The sequence below is a fragment of the Streptococcus oralis genome (assembly GCF_001579525.1).
Taxonomy (GTDB): Bacteria; Bacillota; Bacilli; order Lactobacillales; family Streptococcaceae; genus Streptococcus; species Streptococcus oralis_M.
In genome coordinates this window covers 569944-586198 of sequence record NZ_KQ970788.1, presented here as the reverse complement: position 1 = coordinate 586198, position 16255 = coordinate 569944, and the positions used below count along the sequence as shown (strand labels likewise).

Here is a 16255-nt window from a genome sequence, read left to right as displayed (position 1 = left end):
TTTTGGAAAGAGAGAGAAGATGATTTCAAAGAGATTAGAATTGGTGGCGTCCTTTGTACCACAGGGAGCTATTTTACTAGATGTGGGGAGTGACCATGCTTATCTGCCAATCGAGTTAGTCGAGAGAGGACAAATCAAAAGCGCCATTGCAGGTGAGGTGGTGGAAGGCCCCTACCAGTCAGCGGTGAAAAATGTTGAGGCTCACGGTCTAAAGGAGAAAATACAGGTCCGTTTAGCCAATGGCTTGGCAGCTTTTGAAGAGGAAGACCATGTGTCGGTCATCACCATTGCTGGTATGGGTGGGCGTTTGATTGCGACCATACTAGAAAAAGGATTGGATAAGCTTGTGAGTGTAGAACGTTTAATCCTCCAACCCAATAATCGTGAAGACGACTTGCGCATCTGGTTACAAGAGCACGGATTTCAGATTGTAGCAGAAACCATTCTGGAAGAATCTGGCAAATTCTACGAGATTTTGGTGGTGGAAGCGGGACAAATGAAGCTATCAGCCAGTGATGTTCGCTTTGGCCCCTTCTTGTCCAAAGAAGTCAGCCCAGTCTTCGTTCAAAAGTGGCAAAAAGAAGCAGCTAAGTTAGAGTTTGCTCTTGACCAAATCCCAGAGAAAAATCGAGAAGAACGTCAAGTTCTAGCTCATAAGATTCAAGCCATCAAGGAGATGCTCCATGTTAGCAAGTGAAGTGATTAAACGTTATGAAGACTTTTGTCCTCAGGAATTTTCCATGGAGGGAGACAGTCGTGGCCTGCAAATCGGTACTTTAGACAAGGATATCCAAAGGGTCATGGTTGCCCTTGATATTCGTGAAGACACGGTGGCAGAGGCTATTGAAAAGGGTGTGGATTTGATTATCGTTAAGCACGCGCCTATCTTTCGTCCGATTAAGGATTTGGTAGCCAGCCGTCCACAAAATCAGATTTACATCGACCTTATCAAGCATGACATTGCAGTTTATGTCAGCCATACCAATATTGACATCGTTGATAACGGGTTAAATGACTGGTTCTGCCAGATGCTAGGCATTGAGGAGACGACTTATCTCCAGGAAACAGGCACTGAACGTGGGATTGGACGGATTGGGAATATTCAACCTCAGACATTTGGAGAATTGGCCCAGCATGTCAAGCAAGTCTTTGGTCTAGATAGTCTTCGAATTGTTCATTATCAAGAGAGTGATTTGCAGAAGCCTATTTCAAGAGTGGCCATCTGTGGTGGGAGCGGGCAGTCTTTCTATAAGGATGCTTTAGCTAAAGGAGCGGATGTCTATATCACTGGTGATATTTACTACCACACTGCCCAGGATATGTTGTCTGATGGCTTGCTAGCATTGGACCCAAGTCACTATATTGAAGTGCTTTTTGTGGAAAAAATCGCAGCACTCCTTAGTCAATGGAAAGAGGAAAAAGACTGGGATATTGATATTTTGTCTAGTAAAGCATCGACCAATCCTTTCCACCATATCTAGTTAGAAAGTGAAAATAATGAAAAAAGTTGCTATTATCGGAGCAGGGATTGTAGGTGCAACAGCTGCCTACTACCTCTCGAAAGAAAGTGACCTAGAGGTGACCGTTTTTGACCATGGACAAGGTCAAGCTACCAAGGCCGCAGCAGGAATTATCAGCCCTTGGTTTTCCAAACGCCGCAATAAGGCCTGGTATAAAATGGCGCGCTTGGGGGCTGACTTTTATGTGGATTTATTAGCTGATTTAGAGAAGTCAGGGCAAGAAATCGACTTTTACCAGCGTTCGGGAGTCTTTCTCCTGAAAAAGGATGAAACTAAGTTGGAAGAACTCTATAAACTAGCCCACCAGCGCAGGGAAGAATCTCCCTTGATAGGGCAATTATCCATTCTGGACCAAGCATCAGCTAATGAATTATTCCCTGGTTTGCAGGGATTCGACCGCCTACTCTATGCTTCTGGTGGAGCGAGAGTAGATGGTCAACTCTTAGTGACTCGTTTGCTAGAAGCCAGTCAGGTCAAGCTGGTCAAAGAAAAAGTAACTCTGATACCTTTAGCATCAGGTTACCAGATTGACGAAGAAGTTTTTGATCAGGTTATTCTAGCGGCGGGAGCTTGGTTGAGGGACATTTTGGAACCTTTAGGATATGAGGTAGATGTTCGTCCTCAAAAAGGACAACTCCGAGATTATCAGATTTCCAAAGATATGGAAACTTACCCTGTTGTCATGCCAGAAGGGGAGTGGGATTTGATTCCTTTTGCAGGTGGGAAATTGTCCTTAGGCGCTACCCATGAAAATGATATGGGATATGACTTGACGGTAGATGAAACCTTGCTCCATCAAATGGAGGAGGCAGCCTTGCCTCACTATCCAGCCTTGGCAGAAGCGAAATCATCGGGTGAGCGTGTAGGAATTCGCGCCTATACCAGTGATTTCTCCCCTTTCTTTGGACAGGTGCCAGGCTTAACAGGTGTCTATGCGGCTAGTGGCCTAGGTTCATCAGGCCTCACAACGGGTCCGATCATCGGTTACCATTTAGCCCAGCTGGCCCAAGACAAGGAATTGGCCTTGGACCCAGTAAACTACCCAATTGCAAACTATGTCAAACGAGTAAAAAGTGAATAATACTCAATGAAAATCAAAGAACAAACTAGGAAGCTAGCCGAAGGCTGTACTTTAGTATGGTAAGGCGACGCTGACGTGGTTTGAAGAGATTTTCGAAGAGTATAAGCATTTTACTAAAATTTTAGCAGGTGGTTTAGGATGTCAAATGACATTCCCTATCAAAAATGGTAAAATAAGAAAAAATAATTCGAGAATCGAGGAAAAAAGATGCAAGAAAAGATTTTGGTAACTGGTGGTGCCGGTTTTATCGGAACCCACACTGTTATTGAGTTGATCCAAGCAGGTCATCAAGTGGTTGTAGTGGATAACCTTGTCAATAGCAACCGTAAAAGTTTAGAAGTTGTTGAAAGAATCACAGGAGTTGAAATTCCTTTCTATGAGGCAGATATCCGTGATACTGATACTCTCAGAGATATTTTCAAGCAAGAAGAGCCAACAGGTGTGATTCACTTTGCTGGTTTGAAGGCTGTAGGTGAATCAACACGTATCCCTCTTGCCTACTATGACAACAATATCGCTGGAACTCTTAGTCTTTTAAAAGTTATGGAAGAAGCAAACTGTAAGAATATCATCTTCAGCTCTTCTGCGACAGTTTACGGAGATCCTCACACGGTTCCAATCTTAGAAGATTTTCCGCTTTCAGTGACCAATCCATACGGTCGTACCAAGCTCATGCTAGAGGAAATTTTGACCGATATCTACAAGGCAGACTCAGAATGGAACGTGGTATTACTTCGTTACTTTAACCCAATCGGAGCGCATGAAAGTGGAGACCTAGGAGAAAATCCAAATGGAATTCCAAACAATCTCTTACCTTATGTTTCACAAGTAGCAGTGGGCAAACTAGAGCAAGTGCAAGTGTTTGGAGATGATTACGATACGGAAGATGGAACTGGTGTTCGTGACTATATCCACGTTGTCGATTTAGCTAAAGGTCACGTTGCAGCTTTGAAAAAACTCCAAAAAGGTTCAGGTCTTAACATTTATAACCTTGGAACTGGGAAAGGTTACTCAGTTCTTGAAATTATCCAAAACATGGAAAAAGCAGTGGGACGTCCTATTCCTTACCGCATCGTAGAACGCCGTCCAGGTGATATAGCTGCCTGCTACTCAGACCCAGCAAAAGCCAAAGCAGAGCTCGGATGGGAAGCAGAACTTGACATCACCCAAATGTGTGAAGACGCATGGCGTTGGCAAAGCAAGCATCCAAATGGATTTGAAGACTAAGATGATGATTTCAATCATTGTCCCATGTCTAAACGAAGAGGAAGTACTTCCTCTTTTTTATCAGTCTGTGGAAGCTCTGCTTCCTGACTTGGGAGGAGAAGTCGAATATGTCTTTGTAGACGATGGATCAAGCGATGGGACCTTAGAGCTTTTAAAGTCCTATCGGGAGCAAAATCCTGCGGTCCGTTATGTCTCATTCTCACGAAATTTTGGGAAAGAGGCAGCCTTATACGCAGGCTTGCAGCATGCAACTGGAGACTTGGTGGTCGTGATGGATGCAGACCTTCAGGATCCTCCTAGTATGCTACTTGAGATGAAAGCCTTACTAGATCAAAATGCAGATATAGACTGTGTTGGAACTCGGAGAACTAGTCGGGAGGGAGAACCCTTTTTCCGTAGTTTCTGTGCGGACCTCTTTTACCGCCTCATGAAAAAAATTAGCCCAGTGGCTCTACCCTCAGGTGTCCGTGATTTTCGCATGATGAGAAGATCTGTGGTAGATGCTATTTTAACCCTGACCGAGTCCAATCGTTTTTCTAAAGGACTCTTTGCCTGGGTGGGTTTTAAAACGCACTATCTGGACTATCCAAACGTTGAACGACAGGCTGGCAAGACCAGTTGGAGTTTTAGACAACTCTTTTTCTACTCGATTGAAGGAATTCTTAACTTTTCAGATTTTCCCTTGAGTATAGCCTTTGTAGCGGGACTTCTATCTTGTTTTCTTTCTTTTGTGATGACTGTTTTTGTAGTGTTTCGGACTCTTATCTTGGGAAATCCGACATCTGGTTGGACCTCTTTGATGGCTGTCATCCTCTTTCTTGGAGGGATTCAACTCCTGACGATTGGGATTCTCGGCAAGTATATCAGTAAGATCTATCTAGAGACCAAAAAAAGACCACTCTATCTCGTCAAAGAAAAAAGTGACCTTTCTAATATTGAAGGAAAAAATAACCAAAAAAGACTATAATTTTACCTAGAAATATGCTAAACTAGTAGATGTGGGAAAAATGAGAAAAAATCAATTATATTTATTCCCTGATTCCTACGATGGATCTTTTAGAAGTGCACGTGTAGGACAATTTTTGATGGCCTCCAGAACATCGCTGGTCTCAGCGATTTCTCTTTGCAATTCAACTGGATCATCGTAAAATCGAACGATTCCATTATCATGGTAATCAAAGAGTTCAGAATAGGTTTGGCAAAGCCCGCAGGCGATGCACCGTTCGGGTATAAGTGTGACTTTCATATTTATATTGTAATAAGAAAATGTAAAAAAACAAGGAGTAAGGTATGGAAAAAGAACCGTGGCAAGAAGATATTTACGAAAACAATGAGGAAGAAACAAGATCAGAGCGTCGACACCGGAAACAAAAAGGGAAAGGCGTTGTTGCGAATCGTGTCTTAACGGTTCTAGCTAGCCTCTTCTTTGTAATCGTTGTAGCAATGGTAGTTGTATTGATTTACCTATCAACCGGTGGAAGCAATCGTACTTCATCTTTGAAGGACTTCTATGATGCATCGTCTCCTTCTACAAGTTCAAGTTCTAAAGTGGAAGCATCATCATCTTCAAGTAGCAAGGTAGAGGAAACAGCTTCTTCTGAATCAACACCTTCAGAGAGCAGTTCGGAAGAACATACAGAGGGTGAAGGAACACTTACAGTACAGCCGGGAGAGGGAGAAGCAGCTCTTGCTCAACGTGCAGGGATTTCCATTGCCCAGCTAGAGGCTCTAAATCCTTCTCATATGTCATCTGGATCTTGGTTTGCCAACCCAGGTGATGTGATTAAGACAAGATAGGAGTCGGTCATGAAGACAATTCAAATTGCTATCGATGGTCCAGCTTCGAGTGGCAAGAGTACGGTCGCAAAGATTGTCGCTAAGGATTTTGGTTACACTTATCTCGATACGGGTGCTATGTACCGTGCTGCGACTTATATAGCGCTCAAACACCAGTTGGATGCAGGAAATGTAGATCAACTTCTCGAACTTCTTAACCAACACCCCATTAGTTTTGGTCGTTCAGAAACAGGTGAGCAACTTGTTTTTGTAGGGGATGTTGATATTACGCATCCGATTCGTGAAAATGAAGTGACCAACAAGGTTTCAAGCATTGCTGCCATTCCTGAGGTGCGTGAGAAACTGGTTTCGCTCCAGCAAGAGATTGCTCAGCAAGGTGGTATCGTCATGGATGGGCGTGATATCGGGACAGTTGTTTTACCACAAGCTGAACTCAAGATTTTCTTAGTGGCTTCTGTTGAAGAAAGAGCAGAGCGTCGTTACAAGGAAAATATTGTTAAAGGGATTGAAACAGACCTTGAAACGTTGAAAGAAGAGATTGCTGCGCGTGACTACAAGGATAGTCATCGTGAAACCTCACCTCTCAAACAGGCTGAGGATGCAGTTTACCTTGATACAACTGGACTAAGTATCCAAGAAGTGGTTGAAAAAATTGAATCAGAAGCAAAAAAATATATGTCCTAGGGACGAGAGGAGCAGGCTAAATGAAGCCTGCTCCTTTTCTCTCTTTTGCGCGCGTTTCAAAACAGCCTTTTTGGGAGAATTTTGATAAAATAGTAGTATCAATAAAAAGGACGGAAGCATGACAAAGAAAATCATAGCCATTTGGGCCCAAGATGAAAAAGGTGTGATTGGGAAGGAAGATCGTCTCCCTTGGCATTTGCCAGCAGAGTTGCAACATTTTAAGGAAACAACTTTAAATCATGCTATACTGATGGGACGAGTGACCTTTGATGGCATAGGACGTCGTCTGCTTCCAAAACGGCAAACCCTGATTTTAACGCGCAATAGCGAAGAAGTCATAGATGGGGCGCTCGTATTTCAAGATGTGGAATCTGTTTTAGCGTGGTATCAGAGTCAGGAAAAAAATCTCTATATCCTTGGCGGAAAGCAGATTTTTCAGGCTTTTGAGCCTTATTTAGATGAAATCATCGTGACGCAGATTCATGCTCAGGTGGAGGGGGATACCTATTTCCCTGAGGAGTTTGACTTGTCTCGTTTTGAGACAGTTGCAAGCAAATCTTACACTCGAGATGAGAAAAACGACTATGATTTTACCATCGAATACCGAGATAGAAAGGAAGTCTAATGGAGCGCAGTATATTTGGATTTTTTACAGCTTTTTTGTGTGTGATCTGTATTTTGACTGGAGCACAGGCTTTTCGTAAGAAGCGCTATGGACTGTCTGCCTTACTCTGGTTGAATGCTTTTACCAATCTGGTCAACAGTGTCCACGCTTTTTATATGACCTTATTTTAGATAGAATGATAAATTAGAATGGAAGGAAATCATGCCTACAAATAGGAAAAATGATATGATGGTTTATTGCTCATTTTGTGGCAAAAGCCAAGAAGAAGTAAAGAAAATAATCGCTGGGAACAACGCCTTTATCTGTAATGAATGTGTGGAGTTGGCCCAGGAAATCATTCGGGAGGAGTTGGCCGAGGAAGTCTTGGCAGACTTGTCTGAAGTACCAAAACCAATCGAACTCCTCAATATCTTAAACCACTATGTGATTGGTCAGGATCGTGCCAAACGTGCCTTGGCAGTGGCTGTATACAACCACTATAAACGCATTAATTTCCACGATACGCGTGAAGAGTCAGAAGATGTGGATTTGCAGAAGTCAAATATCCTGATGATTGGTCCAACTGGTTCAGGGAAAACTTTCTTGGCTCAGACTTTGGCTAAGAGCTTGAACGTGCCTTTCGCTATTGCAGATGCGACGGCTCTGACTGAGGCTGGGTATGTGGGTGAGGATGTGGAAAATATCCTCCTCAAACTCTTGCAGGCTGCTGACTTTAACATCGAACGTGCAGAACGTGGGATTATCTATGTAGATGAAATTGACAAAATTGCCAAGAAAAGCGAGAATGTGTCTATCACACGTGACGTTTCGGGTGAAGGTGTGCAACAAGCCCTTCTCAAGATTATCGAGGGAACTGTCGCTAGCGTGCCACCTCAAGGAGGACGCAAACATCCACAACAAGAGATGATTCAGGTGGATACTAAAAATATCCTCTTTATCGTGGGTGGTGCTTTTGATGGCATCGAAGAAATCGTTAAACAACGTCTGGGAGAAAAAGTCATCGGTTTTGGCCAAAATAACAAGGCGATTGACGAAAATAGCTCCTACATGCAAGAAATCATCGCAGAAGACATTCAAAAATTCGGTATTATCCCTGAGTTAATTGGACGCTTGCCTGTCTTTGCTGCTCTTGAACAATTGACGGCCGATGACTTGGTTCGCATCTTGAAAGAACCAAGAAATGCCTTGGTCAAACAATACCAAACCTTGCTTTCTTATGATGATGTTGAATTGGAATTTGACGATGAAGCCCTTCAAGAAATCGCTAATAAAGCCATCGAACGCAAAACGGGTGCGCGTGGTCTTCGCTCCATCATCGAAGAAACCATGCTAGATGTTATGTTTGAAGTACCGAGTCAGGAAAATGTGAAATTGGTTCGCATCACTAAAGAAGCTGTTGATGGAACGGATAAACCGATCCTGGAAACAGCCTAGAGGTGACTATGGAAATCAATACACACAATGCTGAAATTTTGCTCAGTGCGGCCAATAAATCTCATTATCCGCAGGATGACCTGCCAGAGATTGCCCTTGCAGGGCGTTCAAATGTTGGCAAGTCTAGCTTTATCAACACCATGCTGAACCGCAAGAATCTGGCCCGTACATCAGGAAAACCTGGGAAAACCCAGTTGCTCAACTTCTTCAACATTGATGACAAGATGCGTTTTGTGGATGTACCAGGTTATGGCTATGCCCGCGTTTCCAAAAAGGAGCGTGAAAAGTGGGGGCGCATGATTGAGGAGTACCTAACGACTCGTGAAAATCTCCGTGCAGTGGTTAGTCTAGTGGATCTCCGCCATGACCCGTCAGCAGATGATGTGCAAATGTACGAATTTCTCAAGTATTATGAGATTCCGGTTATCATCGTTGCGACTAAGGCGGACAAGATTCCTCGTGGTAAATGGAACAAGCACGAATCAGCAATCAAAAAGAAATTAAACTTTGATCCAAGTGACGACTTCATCCTCTTTTCATCTGTCAGCAAGGCAGGGATGGTTCAGGCTTGGGATGCAATATTAGAAAAATTGTGAGGGAAAGAAATGGCAAAAACAATTCATACAGACAAAGCTCCAAAAGCAATCGGACCTTATGTTCAAGGAAAAATCGTTGGCAATCTTTTGTTTGCTAGCGGTCAAGTTCCCCTATCTCCTGAAACTGGAGAAATTGTAGGAGAAACGATCCAAGAACAGACAGAACAAGTCTTGAAAAATATCGGTGCTATTTTGGCTGAAGCAGGAACAGACTTTGACCATGTTGTCAAAACAACTTGCTTCTTGAGCGATATGAATGACTTTGTTCCTTTTAACGAGGTTTACCAGACTGCCTTTAAAGAGGAATTTCCAGCTCGTTCAGCTGTGGAAGTTGCACGTCTTCCTCGTGATGTAAAAGTCGAAATTGAAGTGATCGCAGAGATTGGATAAGCTAGTTGAAGTTTGGCTCTGCCAAACTTTTTTTGATATAAGGAGAGATAGATGACAAAGAAACAACTTCACCTGGTAATTGTAACAGGGATGAGTGGTGCAGGGAAAACGGTAGCCATTCAGTCCTTCGAGGATTTGGGATATTTCACTATTGACAATATGCCACCAGCCCTCTTGCCAAAGTTTTTGCAGTTGGTAGAGACCAAGGATGATGACCATAAGTTAGCCCTAGTGGTGGATATGCGGAGCCGTTCTTTCTTCTCAGAGATTCAGGCAGTTTTGGATGAATTGGAAAACCAGAATGATTTGGATTTCAAAATCCTCTTTTTGGACGCAGCAGATAAAGAACTGGTCGCTCGCTATAAGGAAACGAGACGGAGTCACCCTCTAGCAGCAGATGGTCGGATTTTAGATGGCATCAAGCTGGAACGTGAACTCTTGGCACCTTTGAAAAACATGAGTCAAAATGTGGTGGATACGACAGAACTCACTCCTCGTGAACTGCGTAAAACCATTGCAGAGCAATTTTCAGACCAAGAACAGGCCCAGTCTTTTCGTATAGAAGTCATGTCTTTTGGATTCAAGTATGGTATCCCGATCGATGCAGACTTGGTCTTTGATGTCCGTTTCTTGCCAAATCCATACTACCTCCCTGAACTCCGCAATCAGACAGGTGAGGATCAAGCAGTTTATGACTATGTGATGCATCATGAAGAGTCTGAAAGTTTCTATCAGCACTTACTCGCCTTGATTGAGCCCATTTTGCCAAGTTACAAAAAAGAAGGCAAGTCTGTTTTAACCATTGCAGTAGGATGTACAGGTGGACAACACCGTAGTGTTGCCTTTGCCAAACGCATCGCTGAGGACTTAGCTAAAAACTGGCCTGTCAATGAAAGCCATCGTGACAAAGACAGAAGAAAGGAAACGGTAAACCGTTCATGAGAAAACCAAAGATAACGGTAATTGGTGGAGGAACTGGTATCCCCGTCATTTTGAAAAGCTTGCGAGAAAAGGATGTTGATATCGCGGCCATCGTAACGGTAGCTGATGATGGTGGCTCTTCTGGTGAGCTAAGAAAGAATATCCAACAGCTGACACCACCAGGCGATCTTCGCAATGTTCTGGTAGCCATGTCGGATATGCCTAAATTTTATGAGAAGGTTTTTCAGTACCGTTTCTCTGAAGAAGCTGGAGCTTTTGCGGGTCATCCACTGGGGAATATCATCATAGCAGGGCTCTCTGAAATGCAAGGGTCCACTTACAATGCCATGCAGCTGCTAAGTCTCTTTTTCCACACAACAGGAAAAATCTACCCATCAAGCGATCAACCTTTGACACTGCATGCAGTCTTTAAAGACGGTTCTGAGGTGGCAGGTGAGAGCCACATTGCAGATCATCCAGGTATGATCGACCATGTCTATGTGACCAATACCTTGGATGATGAAACACCCCAAGCCAGCCGTCGAGTAGTCAATACCATTCTCGAGAGTGACATGATTGTCTTGGGGCCTGGTTCCCTCTTTACATCAATTTTGCCCAATATTGTCATCGAGGAGATTGGGCAGGCTCTACTGGATACCAAGGCGGAGATCGCCTATGTCTGCAATATCATGACCCAGCGTGGGGAAACAGAGCACTTTTCAGACAGTGACCACGTGGAAGTTCTCCATCGACACTTAGGTCGACCTTTTATTGATACGGTCTTGGTCAATATCGAGAAGGTTCCTAGAGAATACATGGATACCAACCGTTTTGATGAATATTTGGTTCAGGTAGAGCATGATTTTGCTGGTCTTTGCAAGCAGGTTCCTCGTGTGATTTCTTCCAATTTCCTTCGTTTGGAAAATGGAGGAGCCTTCCACGATGGGGATTTGATTGTGGATGAATTGATGCGAATTATACAGGTGCGAAAATGAGTTTTACAGTTGCAGTAAAAGAAGAAATTCTTGGTCAGCACCATCTCAGTCGTCATGAACTATCAGCCATCATCAAGATGTCTGGCAGTATTGGTCTCTCGACTTCGGGCTTGACCTTGTCTGTTGTGACTGAAAATGCCAAGTTGGCTCGGCACCTTTATGAGTCCTTTCTCCATTTTTATGAAATCAAGTCAGAGATTCGTCACCATCAGAGAAGCAATCTTCGCAAGAACCGTGTCTATACGGTCTACACTGATGAGAGGGTACAGGAGCTTTTAGCTGATTTGCGGCTTGCGGATTCCTTCTTTGGTTTGGAGACGGGCATCGATCCTGATATTTTAGCAGATGAAGAAGCAGGTCGTGCTTATTTATGTGGGGCCTTTCTGGCAAATGGTAGTATTCGTGATCCTGAGTCTGGCAAATACCAGTTGGAGATCAGTTCCGTTTATCTGGACCATGCCCAAGGACTGTCCTCTCTCCTTCAGCAGTTTTTGTTGGACGCCAAGGTTATTGAGCGCAAGAAAGGTGCAGTTACCTATCTCCAGCGTGCAGAGGATATCATGGATTTCTTGATCGTGATTGGGGCCATGCAGGCGCGTGATAATTTTGAGCGCGTCAAGATTTTGCGTGAAACTCGTAATGATCTCAATCGAGCCAATAACGCTGAAACAGCTAATATCGCTCGAACGGTTTCTGCCAGCATGAAAACCATCAACAATATCAGTAAAATCAAAGATAGAATGGGTTTGGAAAATTTACCCGTGGATTTGCAGGAGGTGGCTCAGTTGCGAATCCAGCATCCAGACTACTCTATCCAGCAGTTGGCAGATAGTCTGAGCAATCCCTTGACTAAAAGTGGCGTCAACCACAGACTCAGAAAAATCAATAAAATAGCAGATGAATTATAAAACCACGAATCAGTTGATTCGTGGTTCTTTTCTTATAAACTGGTCGAGTGTTTTGGTTGCACTTTTTGTTCTGGGTCAATGTAGTTAATGGCATTATTGACAGCAGTTGGTGCTTCTCCCAGTCCTGTCGCAATTAAATCGATCTTACCTTCATAGTAGCAGCAGTCGCCAATAGCATAGATACCTGCTTGGCTAGATTCTTGCTTGCTATTGACGATAATCTTGTGACGGTTGAGGTCCAGACCCCAATTTTTAAGATTTCCGACAGAAGACTTGAAGCCGTAGTTGACAAAGAGGTGGTCTACTTCGATAGTTTCGGTTTCATCTGATTTGACTTTGGTGATTTCTAGTTTGTCGAGTGTCTTACCATCTCCAAGGAGTTGGCTAGGAACGAACGGTGTCTTGATGGTTACAGATGATTCTTGCAGGGCTTGCACACTATGTTCCAAGGCGCGGAAATTATCTCTGCGGTGAACAAGGGTAGTTGGGGAAATCTTTTCAAAAGCCAGAGCCCAGTCTACTGCTGAGTCCCCACCACCAAGGATGGTCACTTTCTTTCCAGCGTATTGCTGAATGTTGGAAACGTGGTAGTGGATATTTTCATAGGCCTCAATCCCTTCTAGTTCAAGAGGACGTGGTTTAAAGGCACCGCCCCCCATGGCAATGATGACTGTTTTGGTCAGATGGCTCCCTTTGTTAGTTGTGATGGTAAATCCTTGATCTTGTTTCTCGATTTCAAGAACAGTTTCGTTGAGGTGAACAGGTGTTTCAAAGCCGTTTAGCTGTTCAATCAAGCGATTGGTCAATTCTTCCCCGGTTAAGTTTGGAAAACCTGGCACATCAAGGATTTGCTTTTCAGGGTAGAGGATGGCAGGTTGGCCACCGAGCTGGGGAAGAGAGTCGATAATTTGGACTTTGGCTTGGCGTAGGTGAGAGTAAAAGGCAGCAAAGAGCCCGACAGGACCACCACCTACAATTGTAATATCATAGAGTTGAGACATGATTTCTCCTTTGTTTTTTCTAGTCAGTTTATTTTATCATATTTTTGCTTAATTTAAAATGAGGTAGGATAGGGAAAAAATGGGCAAAAAATGGTATAATGGTACAGAAAGTGTTTTGACGGGGAGGAGGCCAGGGATGAATTTTCAACAATTATCCAATTTACAATACTGGACGAGTTTGTTTTCAAGCCCTTGGACAATAGTCACCAATCTGATAGATATTCTGATTGTGACTTATATTTTATACCATTTTACCAAAGCGATTGCAGGGACCAAAATCATGATATTGGTGCGGGGAGTTCTGGTCTTTATTTTAGGCCAGATTCTGTCCAATATGATTGGTTTGACGACCATTTCCTGGTTGATCAATCAGATCATCACTTATGGGGTTATCGCAGCAGTAGTTATTTTTTCACCAGAGATTCGGACTGGTTTGGAACGATTGGGCCGGGCTACGGATTTCTTCTACAATGCCCCTATTAGTGCGGAAGAGCAAATGGTTCGTGCCTTTGTCAAATCAGTCGAGTACATGAGCCCTCGTAAGATTGGTGCTCTGGTAGCGGTACAGCGAGTAAGAACCTTGCAGGAATATATCTCGACTGGGATTCCTCTGGATGCTAAGATTTCCTCTGAGTTATTGATTAATATCTTTATCCCTAATACACCCTTACACGATGGAGCGGTTATTGTCAGAGAAGATCGGATTGCCGTAACTTCGGCCTACCTACCCCTGACTGAAAATACAGGAATTTCCAAGGAGTTTGGGACACGTCACAGGGCAGCGATTGGTTTGTCAGAAGTATCGGATGCTCTTACCTTTGTGGTTTCAGAGGAAACAGGCGGAATCTCAATCACCTATAATGGAGTCTTTAAGCATGATTTGACCTTGGAAGAGTTTGAATCGGAGTTAAGAAGAATCTTGCTTCCAACATCAGAGAAAAAACAAGGTCTGAAAGAGCGTTTGCTAGGAGGATTGAAACATGAGAAAAAATAGTCTTTATATTATTTCTTCCTTCTTTTTCGCCTGCATCCTCTTTATCTATGCGACTTCAACAAACTATCAGAATAGCAACAGTGCCAGACAGGTGAGGACAGAAACCTATACCAATACGGTACTCAATGTCCCAATCGATATTCAGTACGACAGCGATCAGTATTTTATCAGTGGCTTTACTTCTGAAGTGACGGTCTTTCTGACAGGGTCAAACAGAGTTGCATTGGCGAGCGAAATGCAGGAAAGCACTCGGAAATTCAAGGTCAAAGCTGACTTAACCAATGCCAGTGTAGGAACCATCGAAGTTCCTCTAACCATTGAAAATTTACCGAGTGGTTTGACGGCTGTTGCGACACCGCAAAAGATAACAGTCAAGGTTGGTAAAAAAGCAAAACGAGATAATGTAATCGTTGTGCCAGAGATTGATCCTAGCCAGATTGATTCTCGAGTAAAAATTGATACAGTCACTGTGTCAGATGAAAAAGTAACGGTTATTAGTGACGAGGAGACTCTCTCTAGAGTAGATCGAGTTATTGCCATCTTGCCAACGAGTGAACGGATAACAGGTAACTATTCGGCATCTGTTCCACTACAAGCGGTTGATAAAAATGGAAATGTCTTGCCAAGCGTCATTATGCCATTTGACACTACAATGAAAATTACAACCAAAACAGTATCGTCTAGCTCGAGTTCTTCGTCAACGACCTCGTCAACGGGCTCTTCAACCAGCAGTTCGTCTTCAACGAGTTCAGAAACGAAACCAGACTCGTCTAAACAGGACTAAATAAAATAGTAGAAAAGGATGATAAATAAAATGGGTAAATATTTTGGGACCGATGGAGTCCGTGGAGAAGCAAACGTAGAACTGACGCCAGAATTGGCCTTTAAACTGGGACGTTTTGGTGGGTATGTTCTTAGCCAACACGAAACAGAAGCCCCTAAAGTTTTTGTAGGACGTGATACACGTATCTCAGGAGAAATGTTAGAATCAGCCTTAGTGGCAGGTCTCCTCTCTGTAGGGATTCACGTCTACAAACTCGGTGTCCTTGCAACACCAGCAGTAGCTTACTTGGTCAAAACTGAGGGAGCCAGTGCAGGTGTCATGATTTCCGCTAGTCACAACCCAGCCCTTGATAATGGAATTAAATTCTTTGGTGGGGATGGCTTCAAACTTGATGATGAAAAAGAAGCTGAAATCGAAGCCTTGCTAGATGCTACAGAAGACACCCTTCCTCGTCCAAGTGCCGAAGGATTGGGAACCTTAGTGGACTATCCAGAAGGTTTACGTAAGTATGAAGGTTACCTTGTTTCAACTGGAACGCCTCTTGAAGGACTGAAAGTGGCCTTGGATACAGCCAACGGTGCAGCATCTACAAGTGCCCGTCAAATCTTTGCAGACCTTGGGGCTCAAATAACTGTTATTGGTGAGACACCAGATGGTCTTAATATCAACTTGAATGTGGGTTCTACACATCCAGAAGCTCTTCAAGAAGTTGTCAAAGAAAGCCAGTCAGCTATTGGTTTGGCCTTTGACGGTGATAGTGACCGTTTGATTGCTGTTGATGAAAATGGTGACATCGTCGATGGCGATAAGATCATGTACATCATCGGTAAATATCTTTCTGAAAAAGGCCAGTTGGCTCAAAACACCATCGTGACAACGGTTATGTCTAACCTTGGCTTCCATAAGGCCTTGGAGAGTGTTGGTATTAACAAGGCAGTGACTGCTGTTGGCGACCGCTATGTTGTTGAAGAAATGAGAAAATCAGGCTACAACCTTGGTGGTGAACAGTCTGGCCACGTTATCTTGATGGATTACAATACAACTGGTGATGGTCAATTATCAGCTGTCCAATTGACCAAAATCATGAAAGAAACAGGCAAGAGCTTGTCTCAACTAGCATCAGAAGTGACGATTTACCCACAAAAACTGGTTAATATCCGAGTCGAAAATGCTATGAAAGAGAAAGCCATGGAAGTACCAGCCATCAAGACAATCATCGAAAAGATGGAAGAAGAAATGGCAGGGAACGGTCGTATCCTTGTCCGCCCAAGTGGAACAGAACCCCTCTTGCGCGTCAT

General features: G+C 43.5%; 19 protein-coding genes. 17 read left to right on the top strand and 2 right to left on the bottom strand.

What is annotated here, in order from left to right; all coding sequences use genetic code 11:
- Window positions 1-19 precede the first annotated feature (19 nt).
- The 5 genes from SORDD25_RS02870 to SORDD25_RS02850 all read left to right on the top strand — a co-directional run bounded on the left by SORDD25_RS02870 (window position 20) and on the right by SORDD25_RS02850 (window position 4795).
- Window positions 20-697, top strand: coding sequence for a tRNA (adenine(22)-N(1))-methyltransferase (locus SORDD25_RS02870; protein WP_061852553.1), 678 nt, complete (start codon window positions 20-22; stop codon window positions 695-697).
- The gene (locus SORDD25_RS02865; RefSeq protein ID WP_061852552.1) at window positions 684-1481 is read left to right on the top strand and encodes a Nif3-like dinuclear metal center hexameric protein; all 798 of its coding nucleotides are present in this window, start codon (window positions 684-686) and stop codon (window positions 1479-1481) included. The genes SORDD25_RS02870 and SORDD25_RS02865 overlap by 14 nt, the downstream gene beginning before the upstream one ends.
- Window positions 1482-1497: 16 nt before the next feature.
- Window positions 1498-2601, top strand: a complete 1104-nt coding sequence (locus SORDD25_RS02860) for an NAD(P)/FAD-dependent oxidoreductase (RefSeq protein WP_061852551.1) — start codon at window positions 1498-1500, stop codon at window positions 2599-2601.
- Window positions 2602-2808: 207 nt separating this feature from the next.
- Window positions 2809-3828: a UDP-glucose 4-epimerase GalE gene (gene galE, locus SORDD25_RS02855; RefSeq protein WP_061852550.1), complete on the top strand. Its 1020-nt coding sequence runs from the start codon at window positions 2809-2811 to the stop codon at window positions 3826-3828.
- A gap of 1 nt (window position 3829) precedes the next feature.
- Complete coding sequence (locus SORDD25_RS02850; protein ID WP_061852652.1) at window positions 3830-4795, top strand: glycosyltransferase family 2 protein; 966 nt, start codon at window positions 3830-3832, stop codon at window positions 4793-4795.
- 75 nt (window positions 4796-4870) lie between these two features.
- On the opposite strand, the gene SORDD25_RS09055 is transcribed toward SORDD25_RS02850, so the two are convergent.
- Window positions 4871-5074, bottom strand: coding sequence for a ferredoxin (locus SORDD25_RS09055; RefSeq protein WP_002874767.1), 204 nt, complete (start codon window positions 5072-5074; stop codon window positions 4871-4873).
- Between the two features lie 44 nt (window positions 5075-5118).
- Here SORDD25_RS09055 and SORDD25_RS02845 point away from each other — a divergent pair, with 44 nt between their 5' ends.
- The 9 genes from SORDD25_RS02845 (at window position 5119) to whiA (ending at window position 12178) form a co-directional block, all read left to right on the top strand.
- Window positions 5119-5625, top strand: coding sequence for an SAG1386/EF1546 family surface-associated protein (locus SORDD25_RS02845; protein ID WP_049505286.1), 507 nt, complete (start codon window positions 5119-5121; stop codon window positions 5623-5625).
- A gap of 9 nt (window positions 5626-5634) precedes the next feature.
- Window positions 5635-6309 (top strand): (d)CMP kinase, encoded by a 675-nt coding sequence (gene cmk / locus SORDD25_RS02840; protein ID WP_061852549.1) that lies wholly within the window; start codon window positions 5635-5637, stop codon window positions 6307-6309.
- Between the two features lie 118 nt (window positions 6310-6427).
- Window positions 6428-6934, top strand: coding sequence for a dihydrofolate reductase (locus SORDD25_RS02835; RefSeq protein ID WP_061852548.1), 507 nt, complete (start codon window positions 6428-6430; stop codon window positions 6932-6934).
- A gap of 201 nt (window positions 6935-7135) precedes the next feature.
- On the top strand, window positions 7136-8368 hold the full coding sequence (gene clpX / locus SORDD25_RS02825) for an ATP-dependent Clp protease ATP-binding subunit ClpX (RefSeq protein WP_009755265.1): 1233 nt from the start codon (window positions 7136-7138) through the stop codon (window positions 8366-8368).
- Window positions 8369-8376: 8 nt separating this feature from the next.
- Window positions 8377-8964, top strand: a complete 588-nt coding sequence (gene yihA, locus SORDD25_RS02820; protein ID WP_061852547.1) for a ribosome biogenesis GTP-binding protein YihA/YsxC — start codon at window positions 8377-8379, stop codon at window positions 8962-8964.
- Window positions 8965-8973: 9 nt separating this feature from the next.
- Window positions 8974-9354: a RidA family protein gene (locus tag SORDD25_RS02815; RefSeq protein ID WP_001140420.1), complete on the top strand. Its 381-nt coding sequence runs from the start codon at window positions 8974-8976 to the stop codon at window positions 9352-9354.
- A 51-nt stretch (window positions 9355-9405) separates the two neighbouring features.
- Window positions 9406-10296 (top strand): RNase adapter RapZ, encoded by an 891-nt coding sequence (rapZ, locus tag SORDD25_RS02810; RefSeq protein ID WP_061852546.1) that lies wholly within the window; start codon window positions 9406-9408, stop codon window positions 10294-10296.
- Window positions 10293-11270 carry a YvcK family protein gene (locus tag SORDD25_RS02805; RefSeq protein WP_061852545.1) on the top strand — a complete coding sequence of 326 codons (978 nt, stop codon included), beginning with the start codon at window positions 10293-10295 and terminating at the stop codon, window positions 11268-11270. Before rapZ ends, SORDD25_RS02805 begins: the two co-directional genes overlap by 4 nt.
- Window positions 11267-12178 (top strand): DNA-binding protein WhiA, encoded by a 912-nt coding sequence (gene whiA, locus SORDD25_RS02800; RefSeq protein ID WP_061852544.1) that lies wholly within the window; start codon window positions 11267-11269, stop codon window positions 12176-12178. Before SORDD25_RS02805 ends, whiA begins: the two co-directional genes overlap by 4 nt.
- Before the next feature lie 32 nt (window positions 12179-12210).
- Here the strand turns inward: whiA and SORDD25_RS02795 are convergent, their stop codons facing one another.
- Complete coding sequence (locus SORDD25_RS02795) at window positions 12211-13179, bottom strand: NAD(P)/FAD-dependent oxidoreductase (RefSeq protein ID WP_061852543.1); 969 nt, start codon at window positions 13177-13179, stop codon at window positions 12211-12213.
- 136 nt (window positions 13180-13315) lie between these two features.
- Here SORDD25_RS02795 and cdaA point away from each other — a divergent pair, with 136 nt between their 5' ends.
- From cdaA to glmM, 3 genes are all read left to right on the top strand, one after another.
- Window positions 13316-14173, top strand: coding sequence for a diadenylate cyclase CdaA (gene cdaA / locus SORDD25_RS02785; protein ID WP_001011086.1), 858 nt, complete (start codon window positions 13316-13318; stop codon window positions 14171-14173).
- Window positions 14160-14957 carry a CdaR family protein gene (locus tag SORDD25_RS02780; protein ID WP_001230932.1) on the top strand — a complete coding sequence of 266 codons (798 nt, stop codon included), beginning with the start codon at window positions 14160-14162 and terminating at the stop codon, window positions 14955-14957. The genes cdaA and SORDD25_RS02780 overlap by 14 nt, the downstream gene beginning before the upstream one ends.
- A gap of 30 nt (window positions 14958-14987) precedes the next feature.
- On the top strand, window positions 14988-16255 hold a 1268-nt coding region (gene glmM / locus SORDD25_RS02775), incomplete at its 3' end, for a phosphoglucosamine mutase (RefSeq protein ID WP_061852542.1).

Coding starts and splice junctions, on each gene's coding strand:
- SORDD25_RS02870 (WP_061852553.1), top strand. CDS start 20: ATGATTTCAAAGAGATTAGAATTGGTGGCGTCCTTTGTACCACAGGGA.
- SORDD25_RS02865 (WP_061852552.1), top strand. CDS start 684: ATGTTAGCAAGTGAAGTGATTAAACGTTATGAAGACTTTTGTCCTCAG.
- SORDD25_RS02860 (WP_061852551.1), top strand. CDS start 1,498: ATGAAAAAAGTTGCTATTATCGGAGCAGGGATTGTAGGTGCAACAGCT.
- galE (WP_061852550.1), top strand. CDS start 2,809: ATGCAAGAAAAGATTTTGGTAACTGGTGGTGCCGGTTTTATCGGAACC.
- SORDD25_RS02850 (WP_061852652.1), top strand. CDS start 3,830: ATGATGATTTCAATCATTGTCCCATGTCTAAACGAAGAGGAAGTACTT.
- SORDD25_RS09055 (WP_002874767.1), bottom strand. CDS start 5,074: ATGAAAGTCACACTTATACCCGAACGGTGCATCGCCTGCGGGCTTTGC.
- SORDD25_RS02845 (WP_049505286.1), top strand. CDS start 5,119: ATGGAAAAAGAACCGTGGCAAGAAGATATTTACGAAAACAATGAGGAA.
- cmk (WP_061852549.1), top strand. CDS start 5,635: ATGAAGACAATTCAAATTGCTATCGATGGTCCAGCTTCGAGTGGCAAG.
- SORDD25_RS02835 (WP_061852548.1), top strand. CDS start 6,428: ATGACAAAGAAAATCATAGCCATTTGGGCCCAAGATGAAAAAGGTGTG.
- clpX (WP_009755265.1), top strand. CDS start 7,136: ATGCCTACAAATAGGAAAAATGATATGATGGTTTATTGCTCATTTTGT.
- yihA (WP_061852547.1), top strand. CDS start 8,377: ATGGAAATCAATACACACAATGCTGAAATTTTGCTCAGTGCGGCCAAT.
- SORDD25_RS02815 (WP_001140420.1), top strand. CDS start 8,974: ATGGCAAAAACAATTCATACAGACAAAGCTCCAAAAGCAATCGGACCT.
- rapZ (WP_061852546.1), top strand. CDS start 9,406: ATGACAAAGAAACAACTTCACCTGGTAATTGTAACAGGGATGAGTGGT.
- SORDD25_RS02805 (WP_061852545.1), top strand. CDS start 10,293: ATGAGAAAACCAAAGATAACGGTAATTGGTGGAGGAACTGGTATCCCC.
- whiA (WP_061852544.1), top strand. CDS start 11,267: ATGAGTTTTACAGTTGCAGTAAAAGAAGAAATTCTTGGTCAGCACCAT.
- SORDD25_RS02795 (WP_061852543.1), bottom strand. CDS start 13,179: ATGTCTCAACTCTATGATATTACAATTGTAGGTGGTGGTCCTGTCGGG.
- cdaA (WP_001011086.1), top strand. CDS start 13,316: ATGAATTTTCAACAATTATCCAATTTACAATACTGGACGAGTTTGTTT.
- SORDD25_RS02780 (WP_001230932.1), top strand. CDS start 14,160: ATGAGAAAAAATAGTCTTTATATTATTTCTTCCTTCTTTTTCGCCTGC.